This window comes from Paraburkholderia sp. BR13439 (assembly GCF_040948805.1).
In the GTDB taxonomy this organism is placed as follows: Bacteria; Pseudomonadota; Gammaproteobacteria; order Burkholderiales; family Burkholderiaceae; genus Paraburkholderia; species Paraburkholderia youngii.
The window spans coordinates 60,694-76,374 of sequence record NZ_JBFPKN010000022.1; the positions used below are offsets into that span (position 1 = coordinate 60,694).

The following is a 15,681-nucleotide window of genomic DNA, read 5'->3' on the forward strand; positions in this document are numbered from 1 at the left end:
GGGCGTGCCCGGCACAACAACCGTAACGTCATCGACAGGACACCCATGCAGCGAACACAGATCAACAGGAAGCGCGCGGCCGACCCGGCTCATGGCGACGTCGGCACTCGTCTGCGCGCGCTGCGCGTCGCGCAGGGGCTGTCGATCAACGAGCTGGCGATGCGCGCAGGCGTATCGGTAGGCACGGTCAGCCAGGTCGAGCGCAACAAGGCCAATCCGTCGGTGCGGATTCTCGAACGCCTGCGCCAGGCGTTGGAGGTTCCGCTCACCGCGCTGCTCGAAGAAGACGACGCGGTCTCGGACCCGGTCACCGGCGATTTCGTGCGCAAGGCGGCCGAGCGGCCGCTGTTCGAAGTCGGCACGAACGGCATGCAGAAAGAATTGTTGTCGCCGCACGGCGATCACGATTTGCAGATGATGATCATCATGCTGCCGGCCGGTTCCGGTTCGGAGGAAGTGCTGGTCGGCATCGGCGAGAAGGCGGGGCTGGTGCTGGAAGGCACTGTCGTGCTGAACGTCGGCGACCGGCGCTCCGAACTGCGCGCGGGCGACAGCTTCCAGTTCAAGAGCACGGTGCCGCACAGTGTGCGCAACGAAAGCAAGAAGACCGCGCGTTTGCTATGGATCATGAATACGCAGCCGCCCGTGATTCATCTTTGATCCGTCCGTAGTTCGAGCCGCGTGCCGTGTGGCGCGCGGCTCTGTCCTTCCTCTGTTTCCTCCGATCGTTCCGATGCGTCGCGTCCGGTTCACCTGGACCTCGGCTGACGTCGACGCCTTTCCTTCCCTGTTGTCCTTTTCGCTTTTGCGTTGCACGAACGGGTGGACGTGACGCATGGCCTTGCTCGCCCGCCGCGCTCAGGCGGGCCTGCCGCTTGTGTGCGCCGGTGCCGCAGCGCCTTCTGCGCGGCAGGCAACGTATCGCAGCGCACAACGAACTTTTCACAAAGTTTATTTTTGACCACTAGTATTTCATTTGATGTTCATTAAAATGAACTTCATCCGATGTTCGTTCATTCGGTGGTCGCGATGGCGAACAGCAGTGCCGGGTGGTGCCCGGGAATCATCAGTGCGTTGACGCACGCGGCACCACACACTTGAACCTACTGATCAGGCCAGGCATGTCCACTCCGTCACTCGATTTCGATCCTTCAGCCGTTCCGTTGCCGCAGGGGCATTTCATTGGCGGTGCGTACTATTCGGCGGACGAGGCGCAGATCGCCGTTCACCGGCCCTCGGATGGCGCTCTGCTCGGCCATGTGCCGGATGCGTCGGACGCGACCGTCGATTACGCAGTGAGCAATGCGCTTGCCGCATGGAAGACGAGCGGCTGGGGCACGCGTTCTCCGCGTGAACGCGCGAAGGTGCTGAGCCGCTGGGCCGAGCTGATCGATCGCGATGCGGTGAGCCTCGCCCAACTCGAGACGGTCAGCTCGACGCGCCCGGTGGCGGAAAGCTACGCGTCCGACGTGCCGTTCACCGCCGAGGCGATCCGCTTTTTCGCGGAGCTGGCCGACAAGCTCGGTGGCGATATCGCGGCGACGCGCCGCGACAGTCTCGGCTTCATTGCATCGGAGCCGTACGGGGTGATCGGTGCGATCACGCCTTGGAATTTCCCGCTGTCGATGTGTTCATGGAAGTGCGGCCCCGCGCTCGCGGCGGGCAACGCGGTCGTGATGAAACCGTCGGAAATGACGCCTTATTCGACCCTGCGAATTGCGGAACTCGCGATCGAAGCCGGCATGCCGCCCGGCATCTTCAACGTAGTGAACGGCCGGGGCGCGACGGCGGGCGCCGCGCTGACGCGTCACCCGGGCATCTCGAAGATGAGCTTCACGGGTTCGACCCGCACGGGCGCCGCGATCATGAGCGACGCCGCGATGCACGGCACCAAGCCCGTCACGCTGGAACTCGGCGGCAAGAGTCCGCAACTGGTGTTCGAGCACGTGCGGGATCTCGAACATACGGCGCGCTGCGTCGCCCGCGGCTTTACGGCCAACGGCGGCCAGGCCTGCGTGGCCGGTACGCGGCTGATCGTGCATGAGCGCATCGCGGAGCCTCTGATCGCCGCGATTGAACGGCAACTGCAGCCGATCAAGCCTGGTCCGCTGTGGGACAGCCGCACCGCTTATTCGCCGATCATCAGTGCGCCCCAGGCGCGGCGCATCGAAGCGCTGGTCGAGCAGAGCCGCGAGGGCGGCGCGGAAGTGATCTTTGGCGGCGGCTTTTTCGAAGGCACCGCAGAAGGCTATTTCCACCGCCCCACACTGATCGCCAATGTGACTGCGGAGACACCCGCCGTGCGCGAGGAGCTGTTCGGCCCGGTGTTGACGGTACAGACATTCAAAGACGAGGAAGAGGGCATCGCGCTCGCCGCACATCCGATCTACGGTCTCGCGGCGGGTGTCCATAGCAGCGACATCGGCCAGGCGCTGCGGGCGATGCGCCGCATCGCGGCGGGCACGATCTGGATCAACCGCTACGGCCGCAGCGGCGACATGATCATTCCGACCGGCGGCTTCGGCCAATCCGGTATCGGCAAGGATCTCGGCCGCGAGGCAATGGTGGCCAGCATGCGGCACAAGAGTGTGCTGATCGATTTCGAAACGTTGTGAACAATCGCGCTACACCGGCTTTACGCAAGCAGCAACCGCATTGATTCAACCCGAAACTGAACCTCGAACCTGCGAACAGGTTCGCCACGACGACAGGATGTTGACCATGATCGATTTCGAACCGAAGTACATCACTTTCGACTGCTATGGCACGCTGACCAACTTCCAGATGGGCCAGACCGCGCGGCAGCTTTACGGCGACAAGCTGGACAAGGCGAAGATGGATGAGTTCGTCGAATTCTTCCGTGGCTACCGCCTCGACGAAGTATTGGGCGCATGGAAGCCCTACCGCGACGTGGTCGTGAACTCGGTGCGCCGCACCTGCGAACGCACCGGCGTGCCGTTCGACGAAGCGACCGCGCAGAAAATCTACGAAGCCGTGCCAACTTGGGGCCCGCACGCGGACGTGCCCGAAGGGCTGTCGCGACTGGCCAAAAAGTACAAGCTGGTGATCCTTTCGAACGCGTCGAACGACCAGATCCACAGCAACGTCGACAAACTCGGCGCGCCGTTCCACAAGGTTTACACCGCCCAGCAGGCGCAGGCGTACAAGCCGCTGCAGAAAGCCTTCGAGTACATGTTCTCGCAACTGGACTGCAATCCCGAAGACGTGCTGCACGTATCGTCGAGCTTCCGCTATGACCTGATGACCGCGTACGACATGGGCATCAAGCACAAGGCGTTCGTCAACCGTAACCACGAGCCGCTGAACCCGTACTACGGCGTCAACGAAGTGTCGGGCATTCCGCAACTGGCTTCGCTGCTCGGTCTCTGATCCACAGCTTCGGCCCTTTGACGACATCGCTTCCCGTGCGCCGCCGAGCGGCGCAACCAACCGACAGGAATGCATCACGATGAAGCTCGACTCGTACTGGCTCGACACCGCGCCACGCTTTAGCCGGGGCGCCCAGGGTCCATTGCCCCAGCGGGTGGACGTGGCCGTGGTCGGCGGCGGCTTCACCGGGCTGTCGGCGGCGTTGGAGCTTGCCAAACGCGGCAAGTCGGTGGTCGTATTCGAAGCGGGCAGGCTCGCGGCGCAGGCATCGGGCCGTAACGGCGGCCATTGCAATACGGGCGTCGCGCAGGACTACGCCGCGTTGTCCGCGCGCATCGGCAGCGAGCGCGCGGCGGAGTTCTACCGCGCGTATGCCGGCGCCGTCGAGACGGTGAAATCGATCATCGCGGAAGAGAGAATCGATTGCGATCTGCGCCACTCCGGGAAGATCAAGCTCGCGGCGAAGCCGCAGCATTTCGCGTCGCTCGCGAAGTCCTACGAGGTGTTGCGGCGCGAAGTCGATCCCGATGTCGAACTGGTGCCGCCCGAGCAGATTCACAAGGAGATCGCGTCTGACAGCTTCTTCGGCGGGCTCGTGCAGCGCAACGGCATGCAGATGCACATGGGCAAATTCGGCGTGGGTCTTGGCACGGCGGCGGCACACCGCGGCGCGCAGATCTACGAGAACGCGCCGGTGACGGACCTGAAGCCGCTCGGCGGCAACGCGTTCGACGTGCAGTGTCCGCTCGGCACGGTCCGCGCCGGGCGCGTGCTGATCGCCACGGGCGCGTCGCAGGTAGGTCCGCTGCAATGGTTCCGGCGTCGCATCGCACCGGTCGGCAGCTTCATCGTCGCGACCGAGCCGCTCGGCAAGGACCGCCTGGATGCGTTGTTGCCGACGCGCCGCTCGTATGTGACGACGCTGAACATCGGCAACTATTTTCGGGCCACGCCCGACGAGCGTTTGCTGTTCGGCGGCCGCGCGCGCTTTGCGATGTCGAACCCGCGTTCGGACGAAAAGAGCGGGCGGATTCTGCGTGACGGGCTCGCCCGCTATTTCCCGCAACTGGCCGATGTGCGCATCGATTACTGCTGGGGCGGCCTCGTCGATATGACGGCCGACCGCCTGCCGCGTGCGGGGCAGCATGAAGGACTGTTTTATTCAATGGGCTACAGCGGTCACGGTGTGCAGATGTCCGTGCACATGGGTCGACTGATGGCCGACGTGATGTTCGGCGCCGCCGCGCGCAATCCGTGGCGAACGCTCGAATGGCCCGCGATTCCAGGACACTTCGGACGCGCGTGGTTTCTGCCGCTGGTTGGCGCGTATTACAGGTTGCAGGATGTACTGCATTGAACGGATCGACTGATCGCCACTGTCAGATGCCAGGGCAGCGCGCAGATTGAAAATCACTATTCCCAAAGGAAATCCCCATGTTGCGTTTCATGTTCCAGCCTGCTTCCGCCGTCCGTTTCAACACCGTGCAGCGCTTTGCCGCTGGCGCGGGCCTCGCGATGACGATGATGTTCGGCGCCGCCCACGCCGCCCACGCGGCCGAAGGGGCGACGCTGACCGCAGGCTCGCCGCCGTCGAGCGCGCCGACTACATTCATGGACGTGAAGACCCAGAAGATCGAAGGTCTGATGCCGGACGTCGTGAAAGAGATCGGCAAGCGCGAGGGCTTTAACGTGTCGTACGACGCGGTGCCGTTCTCGGCGCTGATCCAGTCGGTGGTATCGGGCAAGATCGACATCATCGTGGCCGGCATGACGCCGACGCCGAAGCGCGCCGAAGTGGTCGATTTCTCGCAGCCGGTTACGGCGTTCGGCGAAGGCATCATCGTGAAGGACTCGAACAAGGCCGTCTATCGCTCGGTGCAGGACATGAAGGGCATGACGGTCGGTGCGCCGACCGGCACCGACTATGGCGATCAGTTGAAGAAGCTCGGGATCTTCACCGAAGTGAAGATGTACGACAGCCCGGCCGACATGACGCGTGACGTCGCGCTTGGCCGCATCGTCGCGGGCTTCAACGACTATCCGATCCTGAAGGCCCAGGAGGCGGCGGGCGCGATGGCGGGAACGCGGGTCGAAGATGCCTATGTGCCGATGGAAAAGTTCGACATCGCGATCGCAGTGAAGAAGGGCAACAGCGCGCTGATGGCGAAGATCAACGACGCGCTGACGAAGATGAAGGCCGACGGCACGCTCGACACGATCCTGAAGAAGTGGCACCTCACGAGCTGATTCGCTTCTCGTGACAAGAGGCGGGCCCGCCACGACGCGGGACCCGCCCTGCGATGTTCGCCGCCCAGCGGAGCGGCGGACTGAACGAATGCAAAGAGCAAGGGAAGGCACGACATGCGCTGGCAAGATATAGCCGACTTTGTACCGATTCTGCTGCAAGGCGCGATGATGAGCATCATCATCACGCTGGGTTGTCTGCTGTTGAGCACCGTGCTCGGCCTGACCTGGGCGCTGTTGAAGATGTCGCGCTATCCGCACGTGGTACGCGGTGTGAGCGCGATGATCAACGTCGTGCGCGGTCTGCCAATGATCGTGCTGCTGTTCTACATCTACTTCGTGCTGCCGGATATCCACATCCAGGTGTCGGCGTTGCAGGCCAGCATCATCGGGCTGGGTTTCGGTTACTCGACTTACGTCGCGGAAATCTTCCGCGCGGGTATCGAGGCGGTCGATCCGGGCCAGTACGAAGCCGCGCAGTCGATCGGCATGGGTCGCGTGAAGACGATGGTACGGGTGATCCTGCCACAGGCGATCAAGGTCGCGCTGCCACCGTACAGCAACACGCTCGTGATGATGCTGAAGGACTCATCGCTTGCATCGACGATCACGGTCGCCGAAATGACTCGCGAAGGCCAGCTGATCGCGTCGTCGACGTTTCAGAATCTGACGGTGTACACACTCGTCGCGCTCGGCTACCTGGCGATGAGCCTGCCGCTGATGAGCATGACCCGCAATCTGGAACGACGATTCGGTCGACACAGGGCCAGGTAAGTGCGAAGTGAGGATGCGATGATCGAAATCACGAATGTGCACAAGAGTTTTGGCTCCGTACCTGTTCTCAAGGGCATTTCGCTCAACGTGAACCAGGGCGAAGTGGTCTGCCTGATCGGTGCGTCGGGCTCGGGAAAATCAACCCTGCTGCGCTGCATTAACGCGCTGGAGTCCTACGACGAAGGCGAAATCCGCCTGCTCGGCGAGCGCGTCGAGCAGCGCGCGCGCAACATCAACCAGTTGCGCACCCAGGTCGGCATGGTGTTTCAGCGCTTCAATCTGTTTCCGCATCGCACCGCGCTCGAGAACGTGATGGAAGGGCCCGTGCACGTCAAACGCCTTGCGCGTGCGCAAGCGCAACGCGAAGCGTCCGAACTGCTCGACAAGGTCGGGCTCGGCCACAAGCTGCACGCCTATCCTCATCAGCTTTCGGGAGGGCAGCAGCAACGGGTGGCGATTGCCCGTTCGCTCGCGATGAAGCCAAAGGCGATCCTGTTCGACGAGCCGACCTCGGCGCTCGATCCCGAACTGGTCGGCGAAGTGCTCGGCGTGATGCGCACCCTTGCGCGCGAAGGCATGACGATGCTGGTCGTCACGCATGAAATGGGCTTTGCGCGTGAAGTGGCAGACCGGGTGTGCTTTCTGCACGCGGGACTCATCATCGAGGAGGGCACCGCGCATCAGGTGCTGGGTTCGCCGCGCGAGGCGCGTACCCGCGAATTCCTGCGGCACGTGCTGAGCAATCGCAGCGACGCTCACGTGTCACCGGACGGCATGGCGGGAGCTGCGGCATGAACGGCAGATTCGTACGCTTGGGCGAGACGGCTCGCGCCAAAGTCGAGCTGACGATCGACGGTGACACCGTCGAAGCGCTGGCCGGCGACACGTTGCTCACCGCGATGCTGTGCTCGGTGCGGCATGTGCGGCAGTCCGAATTCGGTGCTGAAAAGCGCGCCGGCTTTTGCCTGATGGGCGCGTGCCAGGATTGCTGGGTATGGACCGCGGACGGCGAGAGGCTGCGCGCCTGCACCACCGTGGTCGAAGCAGGCATGCGCGTCGTCACGACGCAACCGGAGGGCCAATGGGCGAACCTCGCATCGTAATCGTCGGCGCAGGACCCGCAGGGGTACGCTGCGCGGAAACATTGCTGGCGGCCGGCATCCGCCCGATCGTCGTCGATGAAGGACGGCGCGATGGCGGGCAGATCTACCGGCGCCAGCCCGACGGCTTCACGCGGCCGTACGCGAAGCTGTACGGCACCGAAGCCGCGCGCGCGGAGGACCTGCATCGCAGCTTCGAGCGACTGCGCCCGCAGATCGATTACCGTCCTCAGACGCTCGCGTGGAACGTCGCGCAAGGCAAGCTGCATATCGTGCATGAAGGACACGCGAGCGCGTTGCGCTATGACGCGCTGATCCTCTGCCCCGGCGCGACCGACCGGCTGATGCCGGTCAAGGGCTGGCAGTTCGCCGGGACCTACAGCCTCGGCGCCGCGCAGATCGCGCTGAAGTCGCAGGCCTGCGCGATTGGCCGCCAGGTCGTATTCATCGGGACCGGCCCACTGCTGTATCTGGTCGCGAACCAGTATGTGCAGGCGGGCGCCAAGGTAGCGGCAGTACTCGACACGTCGACGACCGGTGCGCGGCTGCGTGCGCTGCCCAAATTGCTGGCGCGCGTCGACGTCCTGCGCAAGGGCCGCGCGCTCGTGGCGGCGTTGAAGCGCTCGGGCGTGCGGGTAGAAAACGGCATCGAGCCGCTCGAAATTCTCGGCACGCCGGACGACGGCGTGCTTGGCGTACGCTTTCGCGATGCGCGCGGCAAGGTCGCACAGATCGATTGCGACGCGGTGGGTCTCGGCTATCACCTGCGCCCGGAAACTCAGCTGGCCGACCTCGCGCGCTGCGCGTTCCATTTCGATGCGCTGACGCGGCAATGGGTGCCGCAAATCGATCAACTCGGCCGCGCGACCGAAAAGGGCGTCTATATCGCCGGTGACGGTGCGCGCGTGCTCGGCGCGGATGGCGCGGAGATCGCCGGACGGCTCGCGGCCTATGCTGCGTTGAGCGATCTGGGGCGTGCGGTGCCGGCCGCGACGCTGGCCACGTTGACGCGCGAACAGCGCAAAATGGATCGCTTCCGGCTCGGTCTCGCTGAAGCGTTTGCGTGGCCTGCCGGGCAGGCGGCCCGGCTGTCGGACGATACGATCGTTTGCCGGTGCGAAGGCATCACCGCGGGCGAACTGCGCCGCGTGGTGCGCGACGAAGGCGCGCAGGAAGCGAACCGCGCCAAAGCGTTCAGCCGCGTCGGCATGGGGCGCTGCCAGGGACGCTACTGCGGCCATGCGGGCGCCGAGGTGATCGCGGCGGCCGCGCACGTGCCGCTCGAGCAGGTTGGCAGGCTTCGCGGGCAGGCACCCGTGAAGCCGCTGGCCATCGCAACCGTGGAGGATACCGAATGAACCGCGCACAAGCCGATGTGCTGATCGTGGGCGGCGGGTTCATGGGTGCTTCCGCCGCATTTTTTCTGAGGCAACGGGGCCGCTCGGTGATCCTGCTCGAGCGCCAGCTCGTTGGTCAGCAAGCGAGCGGTACCAACTTCGGCAACGTGCGCCGGCAAGGGCGCTTTCTGCCGCAACTGCCGCTTGCGAACCGTTCGCGCGAAATCTGGGGGCGTCTGCCCGAACTGATCCAGCACGACGCCGAGTTTCTGATGTCCGGCCATGTGCGCGTCTGTTATCGCGAAGAGCAGGCCGACCAGTTCGAAACCTACGCGAAGGAGGCCGCGCACTATGGTCTCAAGCTCGATCTGCTGCGCGGCGACGCGCTGCGCGCACGGTTTCCGTTTCTCGGTGCCGAGGTGCTGGCGGGCTCGTACTCGCAAATGGACGGACACGCGAATCCGCGGCTCGCTGCGCCCGCGTTTGCTCGCGCGGCGGCGCGGCTCGGCGCGCAGATCGTCGAAAACTGCGATGTCGTGACAGTGGAAAAAGAGGGCGCCGAGTTTCGCGCGACGAGCGCCGACGGCCGTACCTTCCATGCCCCGGTGCTGCTGATCACCGCGGGTGCGTGGGGCAATCTGCTCTCGGAGCAGTTTGGCGAAGCGGTGCCGATCGCCGTCAACGGCCCGCAAATGGCTGTGACCGAACCCGTGCCGTATGCGATCCAGCCGGTGGTCGGCGTGTCGTCGCCGCAGATCGAGGAGGTCGTGTACTTCCGCCAGGTCGCGCGCGGCAATATCGTGATCGGCGGCTGCGCGCGTGCGCCGGCGTATCTCGACGAACGCCGTGCGAAGGTCCTGCCGCAAAGCACGTTGCTGCAGTTCAGGCAATTGCAGCGCGTCGCGCCGATGCTGCGCAGGCTGAACATCATCCGGGTATGGAGCGGCGTCGAAGGCTATATGCCCGACGACCGGCCGATCATGGGCGCGAGCGGCACGACGAGCGGCCTGTTCTATGCGTTCGGTTTTTGTGGCCATGGCTTCCAGTTGGGTCCGGGAGTCGGCGACACGATGGCCGAACTGATCGACACGGGCGCGACCAGCACGCCGCTCGAGCCGTTCGATATCCGCCGCTTCGCGGCCAGCCGGGGTGCGGCGCCTGCGGCTGCGGCCAGCTCGCGTGTTGCTTAAGCGAAGCGTCGATGCTGAGCCTGACTCCAACCTCGTCGTCATCATCCGCGCCCGATCTCGCGGGCGCGAACCGTCATGCGGCACGCGTGCCGGATCGAGTGAGCCGCGCCGTCGAGCGCGCGGTCAACTTCATCGATGCATGTTTCGCCGAGCCGATCAGCCTATCCGAACTGGCCGCCGTCGCGGAGCTGAGCATTTCGAGGTTTGCGGTGCGCTTCAGCGCGGAGATTGGCGTGTCGCCGCAGCAATACGTGAGGCTGGTGCGCGTACGGCATGCGCAACGCCTGCTGCGGCGAGGCATGCCGCCGTCGATCGTCGCGGCCGAGGTGGGCTTCTTCGATCAAAGCCATCTATGCCGGCATTTCAAGCGCGTGCTCGGCATAACGCCGGGTGAGTGGCTGAGCACCAACGGCTGATTGCGACCTGAAGGCTCATCGGGCCCGCGACCGCTTCATTGATGCCGTTGCGAGAACAGTGTTTCCAGCGGGTATTCGGATTTCACGAATGGCGTCTTGATGATCACGTAGCTGAAATACTTCTCGATGCCGATGTCGCGCTCCAACAGTCCTTCGATCACACTCTGATAGTGATTGACGCTGCGCGTGACGAACTTCAGCAGATAATCGTATCCGCCGCTCGCCAGATGGCATTCGATGATCTCCTCCACGGGGCGGATCGCCGCCTCGAACTTGGCGAAGTCTTCGCGGCGATGGTCGGCAAGTGTGACCTCGGTGAACACGATCTGCACGTCGCCGAGTTTCTGCAGCTGGATGTGTGCGCCGTAGCCGACGATATAGCCGGCCTTTTCGAGCCGTTTCACGCGGATGAGACAGGGGCTCGGCGAGAGCCCCACGGCGTCAGCAAGCTCGACGTTCGTGATGCGGCCTTTTTTCTGCAGTTGCGAAAGAATACGCAGGTCGATCCGGTCCAGCTTCGTGTCGCCGCTTGTCGTCATGTATCGGTCTGCCCGTCGAAGGTTCTGCTTTTCGCTGCATGGCGCAACGCCAAAGTCAAGCGACGCGCAGGCCGATGTTATCACGCGCTCAGGCGGCTGCGCGGCTTGCGCCGCGCAACGCGGCACGCACCTCCGCATGGTCGAGCACTTCGTCGAGCGTGCGCCGCAAACGGCCGAACAGCTGGTCGAATTCCGCCTCGCCGAAGCAAAGCGCGGGCGCGAAACCGAGGATGCTGTCGCCGAACGCGCGGAACACGAGCCGGTTGCGGTAGGCCGCTTCGGCGATCCGGTCCGGCAGCTTCAGCGACGCATCGAAGCGTGCGCGCGAATCCTTGTCGGCGACGAGTTCGAGCGCGCCGAGCAGGCCCCGATGACGCGAGTCGCCGACCAACGGATGATCGAGCAGCGCGTCGAGTCCGGCGGCAAAACGCGGCGCCTGCGCAATACCGTTAGCGAGCAGACCACCCTCCTGATAGAGACGCAGCACTTCGAGGCCGATCGCGGCGCTGACTGGATGCGCGGAGTAGGTCTGGCCGTGACCGACGACCGCGGTATCGTGCGCATCGCCCGCGATGCCCTGGTAGATTTCGTCGGACATCAGCACCGCGCCCATCGGCGCATAGCCCGAGGTCAACCCCTTCGCCACCGTCATCAGATCCGGCTCGACCTGTTCCGCCTCGCATGCGAACAGCGGACCGGTACGACCGAAGCCCGTGATGACTTCGTCGGCGACGAACAGGATGTCGAGACGGCGGCACGCGTCGCGCATCGCCTTCAACCAGCCGACCGGCGGCACGATCACGCCGCCCGACCCCTGGATCGGCTCGCAGAAGAACGCGGCGACGTTCTCCGCGCCGAGTGAGGCCACCTTCGCTTCGAGCGCGGCGACCGACGCGGCGATCAGCGCTTGCGCGTTGTCGCCGTGCGGCTGACGGTATGCATAGGGCGACGCCAGGTGGTGCTGGTGCGGCAGCGGCAGATCGAAGTTGCGGTGAAACGCGGGCAGCGCGGTGAGCCCCGCGCCGACGCTCGACGATCCGTGATAACCGCGCTCGAGCGCGATCATCTGCTTTTTCGCCGGACGCCCCGTCGCGTTGAAGTAATGCGTGATGAAGCGTACCGCCGAGTCGATCGCATCGGAGCCGCCGAGCGTGAAGTAGACGTGCTGCAGCGAAGCGGGGGAGAGCGCAACCAGCTTTTCGGCCAGTTCGATGGCAGGTTCCGACGAGAAGTGGAAGTATGTGGTCGCGTAGGGGAGCTTCGTCATCTGCCGCGTCGCCGCTTCGACGATGCTCTGCTGGCCGTAGCCGACGTTCACGCACCACAGGCCCGCGAACGCGTCGAGCAGTTCGTTGCCGTCGATGTCGCGCAGATACGCGCCGTGTCCGGACTCGAGTACGGTGGTGCCCCGCGCTTCGTGCGCGCGGTAGTTGATGACCGGGTGAATCAGATGCTTGCGGTCGGCGTCGATGAGCGATGTTCTTGACATGGTGGTATTTCCCCGCAGGTTGCGATCAGGTGAGCGTCACCCCTTGATAGTAGCGAGAGCCGCATGCGAGCCGTTCCGCCAAAAAAATGCTCAAAGAGCGCAGGCGCAGCGTTTTCTACCCCACAGACAGCATTTTCTGCCGCGCGTGCTTAATAGCGGCGCGAACGGGAGTTCAGCCCGAGCGTTCGTGGCCGCGTCAGGTCAACGACTGCGCGATCACCGCGTACTGATGCAGCGAGCCGTCGGCGCGCGTCGGCTCGGAACGGGTTTGCGCGGATGCGATCCGCCGCATCCTGACGACCGTCTCCGTGGGTGCGAGGCCGAGGCCGGTTAGCCACGTTCGCAGGCCTTGCCCGTGCGGCACGTCGATGCGCACCAGCGCGCCTTCGTTCAGCGCGAGCCAATGACGGATCAGCGCTTTGGCGTGCACGGCGTCCGGGCTCGCGCCGGCGACCACGGGGCCGATCAGGAAACCGCGTCCGAAGCGGCGGAACAACGAGAAGCCGAGGAGTTCGCCGTCGCGATCGAGCGCGATACCGTCGGCCAGATCGAGCAGCGGTGGCAGCACGTGGCTGCGGTCGAGACCGCTCGCGCGCGATGCGAGCTCGACGAGCTGCACGGCGTCGCTCGCGCCGAGCGGGCGCAGCCGCTCGTTGGCGGCCAGCGCGACGAGCGGCGGGCGGAACGCCGCGCCCTGCATCTGGTCGAGTGTGCCGCAGGCCTCGAAGCCGAGCGCGTCGCACATGGGCTGGGCAGCGTCGGTCGCATAGAGCGTGATGTCGCGCTTGCCGATCTCGTCGAGCGCGCAAGCGAGCAGCGTGCGGCCGATACCCAGGCCGCGATGCTCCGGCGCGACGAGCAGCATCCCGAGCGTCGCCTGATCCGCGCCGAACTTCCAGCAAACGACGGTGCCGACCAATGCGCCTGCCGTCTCGGCGACGAAACCGATTCCCGTGTGCGCGGAGAACCCCCAGTCTTCACGGCGGTGCGGCCAGCCGATCGCGGCGGACAGGCGTTGTGCGGCGGGCAGGTCGTTGGCGGTCAGGCGTCGGTAGGTGAAAAGTGCGTGCTTGGTTGAATCGGGCACGGGGTGCTCCGTGATTTGTCGGCCGTGCCGCGACTGTTGCACGTTGCTCGCGCGTTGACTAGTACGAACTTCTCATCGTCGTGCGTGCCGCGCCCGGCGAGGCGCCGCTGCGCCCGTGCCGGGCATGCCACGCGAAATGTGTGGTTCGGTCGTGCAGATTGCGTGCGGCGTGCTGAAACGGCCAATTTTGTCGGTGCAATCCGCGGTGCGCTCGCCGCTACGATGATGTGCATGCGCCGACGCCTCGCTTCGAAGATCGCGCACGGCGCCGGGCTCGCGCGTCAGGGTCAATGCCAGGGGCGGCAAATCATGCTGTTTGGACCACTCAAAACCATGTTTTCGAATGGTCGAATCCAGCGATACGCGATCAAAGCCATTTTTGGCAGTGCTTAAATCGATTCATGCAGTGCCGCCGCGCCGCGACCAGCACGCGGAGCGCCGTCGAACACCAATGCTGGATATCCCACGTTCAATCACCAGTGAGGAGCAGTTCGCATGTACGACGACGAAATCAAAACGGGCGGTTTCAGCCGCCGCGACATGATGCGTTTGCTGGCTGCCGGCGGCATGCTCGCCACCGGCGCGGGAGGCTTGCTGGCGGGCGCTCGCCCCGCGCTTGCGGCGACCGCGCCGAAGAAAGGCGGCAAGATCCGGGTCGCCTACGACTCATCGTCGACCGCGGATACGCTCGACCCGGCCAAGGGATCGGCAGGCGCCGACTACATCCGCTTCTTCATGTTTTACAGCGGCCTGACGCAACTCGACAGGTCGCTGACGCCGCGGATGAATCTCGCCGAAGCGGTGGACACGAGCGATGCGAAGGTGTGGGTGATCAAGCTGCGCAAGGGTGCGACCTTCCACGATGGCAAGCCGCTTGCGCCCCCCGATGTCGTCTACTCGCTGATGCGTCATAAGAATCCGGCCACTGCTTCGAAGGTGAAGACGCTGGCCGATCAGTTCGTGGAAGCGAAGCAGACCGGCCCCAACGAAGTCACACTGACGCTCGCGTCGCCCAACGCGGACTTGCCGGTGATTCTCGCCACGCCGCAATTCGTGATCATCAAGGACGGCACGACGGACTTCACGACGGCCGTCGGTACCGGCCCGTACAAGGTGAAGACGTTCAAGCCCGGCGTCTCGACAGTCGGCGTGCGCAATGACAACTTCTGGAAGACGGGCGGCGGCCCCTACCTCGACCAGATCGAGCTGATCGGTATCGGCGACGACGCGGCGCGCATCAATGCGCTGCTGTCCGGCGATGTCCAACTGATCAGCGCCGTCGATCCGCGCTCGACGCAGCGCATTGCCGCGACGCCGGGCTATGAGGTGCGCGAGACCAAGTCGGGTCTCTATACCGATCTGATCATGCGACGCGACAATCCGCTGACCGGTAACGCCGATTTCGTACAGGGCATGAAGTATCTGTTCGATCGTGACCAGGTCCGCACGGCGGTGTTTCGCGGCTATGCGGTGGTCGGCAACGATCAGCCGATTCCGCCCAGCCACCGTTACTTCAATGCGTCGCTGCCGCAGCGGCCGCACGATCCGGACAAGGCGAAGTTCTACTTCCAGAAAGCCGGAGCGATCGGGACGGCGTTGCCGCCGATCTATGCGACGACCGACGCGAACGGCTCGATCGAAATGGGCGTGCTGCTGCAGCAGTCCGCCGCGAAGATCGGCGTGAACCTGAACATCAACCGCGTGCCGGCCGACGGTTACTGGTCGAACCACTGGATGAAGCATCCGCTCGGGTTCGGCAGCGTCAATCCGCGCTCGAGCGCCGATGTGCTGTTCACGCAGTTCTTCAAGTCGGACGCGCCGTGGAACGAGTCGGGCTGGAACAACCCGAAGTTCGACCAGCTGCTGGTCGCCGCGCGCTCGGAAACCGACGATGCGAAGCGCAAGCAGATGTACGGCGACATGCAGGTGCTGGTAGCGGAGCAGGGCAGCATCGGCATTCCGGCCTTCCTGAGCCTGCTCGATGCGAACGACAAGCGCCTGCAAGGGCTTCAACCCATACCTACCGGCGCGATGATGGGCTTCAACTTCGCCGAGTACGTGTGGTGGAACGCGTAACACGCTGAAGCGCGCGCACGCGCCGGGCGCGCCCGGCGC

Annotated in this window: 15 protein-coding genes; 12 read left to right on the forward strand and 3 right to left on the reverse strand. The window is 64.5% G+C overall.

The genetic code is table 11. The features are described from left to right. The first annotated feature begins 45 nt into the window (after window positions 1-45). The 11 genes from AB3X96_RS32980 to AB3X96_RS33030 all read left to right on the forward strand — a co-directional run bounded on the left by AB3X96_RS32980 (window position 46) and on the right by AB3X96_RS33030 (window position 10,451). A complete protein-coding gene (locus tag AB3X96_RS32980) occupies window positions 46-660 on the forward strand; it encodes a cupin domain-containing protein (RefSeq protein ID WP_368592953.1) in 615 nt (204 codons plus the stop codon). A 461-nt stretch (window positions 661-1,121) separates the two neighbouring features. Next, a complete protein-coding gene (locus AB3X96_RS32985) occupies window positions 1,122-2,615 on the forward strand; it encodes an aldehyde dehydrogenase (RefSeq protein ID WP_368592954.1) in 1,494 nt (497 codons plus the stop codon). Window positions 2,616-2,721: 106 nt separating this feature from the next. Beyond that, complete coding sequence (locus tag AB3X96_RS32990) at window positions 2,722-3,390, forward strand: haloacid dehalogenase type II (RefSeq protein WP_176381843.1); 669 nt, start codon at window positions 2,722-2,724, stop codon at window positions 3,388-3,390. A 79-nt stretch (window positions 3,391-3,469) separates the two neighbouring features. After that, complete coding sequence (locus AB3X96_RS32995; RefSeq protein ID WP_368592955.1) at window positions 3,470-4,747, forward strand: NAD(P)/FAD-dependent oxidoreductase; 1,278 nt, start codon at window positions 3,470-3,472, stop codon at window positions 4,745-4,747. Window positions 4,748-4,824: 77 nt separating this feature from the next. Next, window positions 4,825-5,637: an ABC transporter substrate-binding protein gene (locus AB3X96_RS33000; protein ID WP_368592956.1), complete on the forward strand. Its 813-nt coding sequence runs from the start codon at window positions 4,825-4,827 to the stop codon at window positions 5,635-5,637. 114 nt (window positions 5,638-5,751) lie between these two features. Continuing rightward, window positions 5,752-6,408: an amino acid ABC transporter permease gene (locus tag AB3X96_RS33005; RefSeq protein WP_129958560.1), complete on the forward strand. Its 657-nt coding sequence runs from the start codon at window positions 5,752-5,754 to the stop codon at window positions 6,406-6,408. 18 nt (window positions 6,409-6,426) lie between these two features. Next, window positions 6,427-7,203, forward strand: coding sequence for an amino acid ABC transporter ATP-binding protein (locus tag AB3X96_RS33010; protein ID WP_368592957.1), 777 nt, complete (start codon window positions 6,427-6,429; stop codon window positions 7,201-7,203). Beyond that, complete coding sequence (locus AB3X96_RS33015; RefSeq protein ID WP_176381850.1) at window positions 7,200-7,511, forward strand: (2Fe-2S)-binding protein; 312 nt, start codon at window positions 7,200-7,202, stop codon at window positions 7,509-7,511. Before AB3X96_RS33010 ends, AB3X96_RS33015 begins: the two co-directional genes overlap by 4 nt. Next, window positions 7,490-8,866, forward strand: coding sequence for an FAD-dependent oxidoreductase (locus tag AB3X96_RS33020; protein WP_368592958.1), 1,377 nt, complete (start codon window positions 7,490-7,492; stop codon window positions 8,864-8,866). The genes AB3X96_RS33015 and AB3X96_RS33020 overlap by 22 nt, the downstream gene beginning before the upstream one ends. Further along, window positions 8,863-10,035 carry an NAD(P)/FAD-dependent oxidoreductase gene (locus AB3X96_RS33025; RefSeq protein ID WP_368592959.1) on the forward strand — a complete coding sequence of 391 codons (1,173 nt, stop codon included), beginning with the start codon at window positions 8,863-8,865 and terminating at the stop codon, window positions 10,033-10,035. Before AB3X96_RS33020 ends, AB3X96_RS33025 begins: the two co-directional genes overlap by 4 nt. Before the next feature lie 11 nt (window positions 10,036-10,046). After that, a complete protein-coding gene (locus tag AB3X96_RS33030) occupies window positions 10,047-10,451 on the forward strand; it encodes a helix-turn-helix domain-containing protein (protein WP_368592960.1) in 405 nt (134 codons plus the stop codon). A gap of 35 nt (window positions 10,452-10,486) precedes the next feature. On the opposite strand, the gene AB3X96_RS33035 is transcribed toward AB3X96_RS33030, so the two are convergent. From AB3X96_RS33035 to AB3X96_RS33045, 3 genes are all read right to left on the reverse strand, one after another. After that, window positions 10,487-10,990, reverse strand: a complete 504-nt coding sequence (locus AB3X96_RS33035; protein WP_176110758.1) for an Lrp/AsnC family transcriptional regulator — start codon at window positions 10,988-10,990, stop codon at window positions 10,487-10,489. An 88-nt stretch (window positions 10,991-11,078) separates the two neighbouring features. Further along, window positions 11,079-12,479 carry an aspartate aminotransferase family protein gene (locus AB3X96_RS33040; protein WP_368592961.1) on the reverse strand — a complete coding sequence of 467 codons (1,401 nt, stop codon included), beginning with the start codon at window positions 12,477-12,479 and terminating at the stop codon, window positions 11,079-11,081. Window positions 12,480-12,675: 196 nt separating this feature from the next. Continuing rightward, window positions 12,676-13,566 carry a GNAT family N-acetyltransferase gene (locus AB3X96_RS33045; RefSeq protein ID WP_368592962.1) on the reverse strand — a complete coding sequence of 297 codons (891 nt, stop codon included), beginning with the start codon at window positions 13,564-13,566 and terminating at the stop codon, window positions 12,676-12,678. Between the two features lie 495 nt (window positions 13,567-14,061). Here AB3X96_RS33045 and AB3X96_RS33050 point away from each other — a divergent pair, with 495 nt between their 5' ends. Continuing rightward, a complete protein-coding gene (locus AB3X96_RS33050; protein ID WP_368592963.1) occupies window positions 14,062-15,642 on the forward strand; it encodes an ABC transporter substrate-binding protein in 1,581 nt (526 codons plus the stop codon). Window positions 15,643-15,681: the final 39 nt, after the last annotated feature.

Coding starts and splice junctions, on each gene's coding strand:
- AB3X96_RS33005 (WP_129958560.1), top strand. CDS start 5,752: ATGCGCTGGCAAGATATAGCCGACTTTGTACCGATTCTGCTGCAAGGC.
- AB3X96_RS32985 (WP_368592954.1), top strand. CDS start 1,122: ATGTCCACTCCGTCACTCGATTTCGATCCTTCAGCCGTTCCGTTGCCG.
- AB3X96_RS33040 (WP_368592961.1), bottom strand. CDS start 12,479: ATGTCAAGAACATCGCTCATCGACGCCGACCGCAAGCATCTGATTCAC.
- AB3X96_RS33015 (WP_176381850.1), top strand. CDS start 7,200: ATGAACGGCAGATTCGTACGCTTGGGCGAGACGGCTCGCGCCAAAGTC.
- AB3X96_RS33000 (WP_368592956.1), top strand. CDS start 4,825: ATGTTGCGTTTCATGTTCCAGCCTGCTTCCGCCGTCCGTTTCAACACC.
- AB3X96_RS33020 (WP_368592958.1), top strand. CDS start 7,490: ATGGGCGAACCTCGCATCGTAATCGTCGGCGCAGGACCCGCAGGGGTA.
- AB3X96_RS33010 (WP_368592957.1), top strand. CDS start 6,427: ATGATCGAAATCACGAATGTGCACAAGAGTTTTGGCTCCGTACCTGTT.
- AB3X96_RS32995 (WP_368592955.1), top strand. CDS start 3,470: ATGAAGCTCGACTCGTACTGGCTCGACACCGCGCCACGCTTTAGCCGG.
- AB3X96_RS32990 (WP_176381843.1), top strand. CDS start 2,722: ATGATCGATTTCGAACCGAAGTACATCACTTTCGACTGCTATGGCACG.
- AB3X96_RS33025 (WP_368592959.1), top strand. CDS start 8,863: ATGAACCGCGCACAAGCCGATGTGCTGATCGTGGGCGGCGGGTTCATG.
- AB3X96_RS33050 (WP_368592963.1), top strand. CDS start 14,062: ATGTACGACGACGAAATCAAAACGGGCGGTTTCAGCCGCCGCGACATG.
- AB3X96_RS33030 (WP_368592960.1), top strand. CDS start 10,047: ATGCTGAGCCTGACTCCAACCTCGTCGTCATCATCCGCGCCCGATCTC.
- AB3X96_RS33035 (WP_176110758.1), bottom strand. CDS start 10,990: ATGACGACAAGCGGCGACACGAAGCTGGACCGGATCGACCTGCGTATT.
- AB3X96_RS32980 (WP_368592953.1), top strand. CDS start 46: ATGCAGCGAACACAGATCAACAGGAAGCGCGCGGCCGACCCGGCTCAT.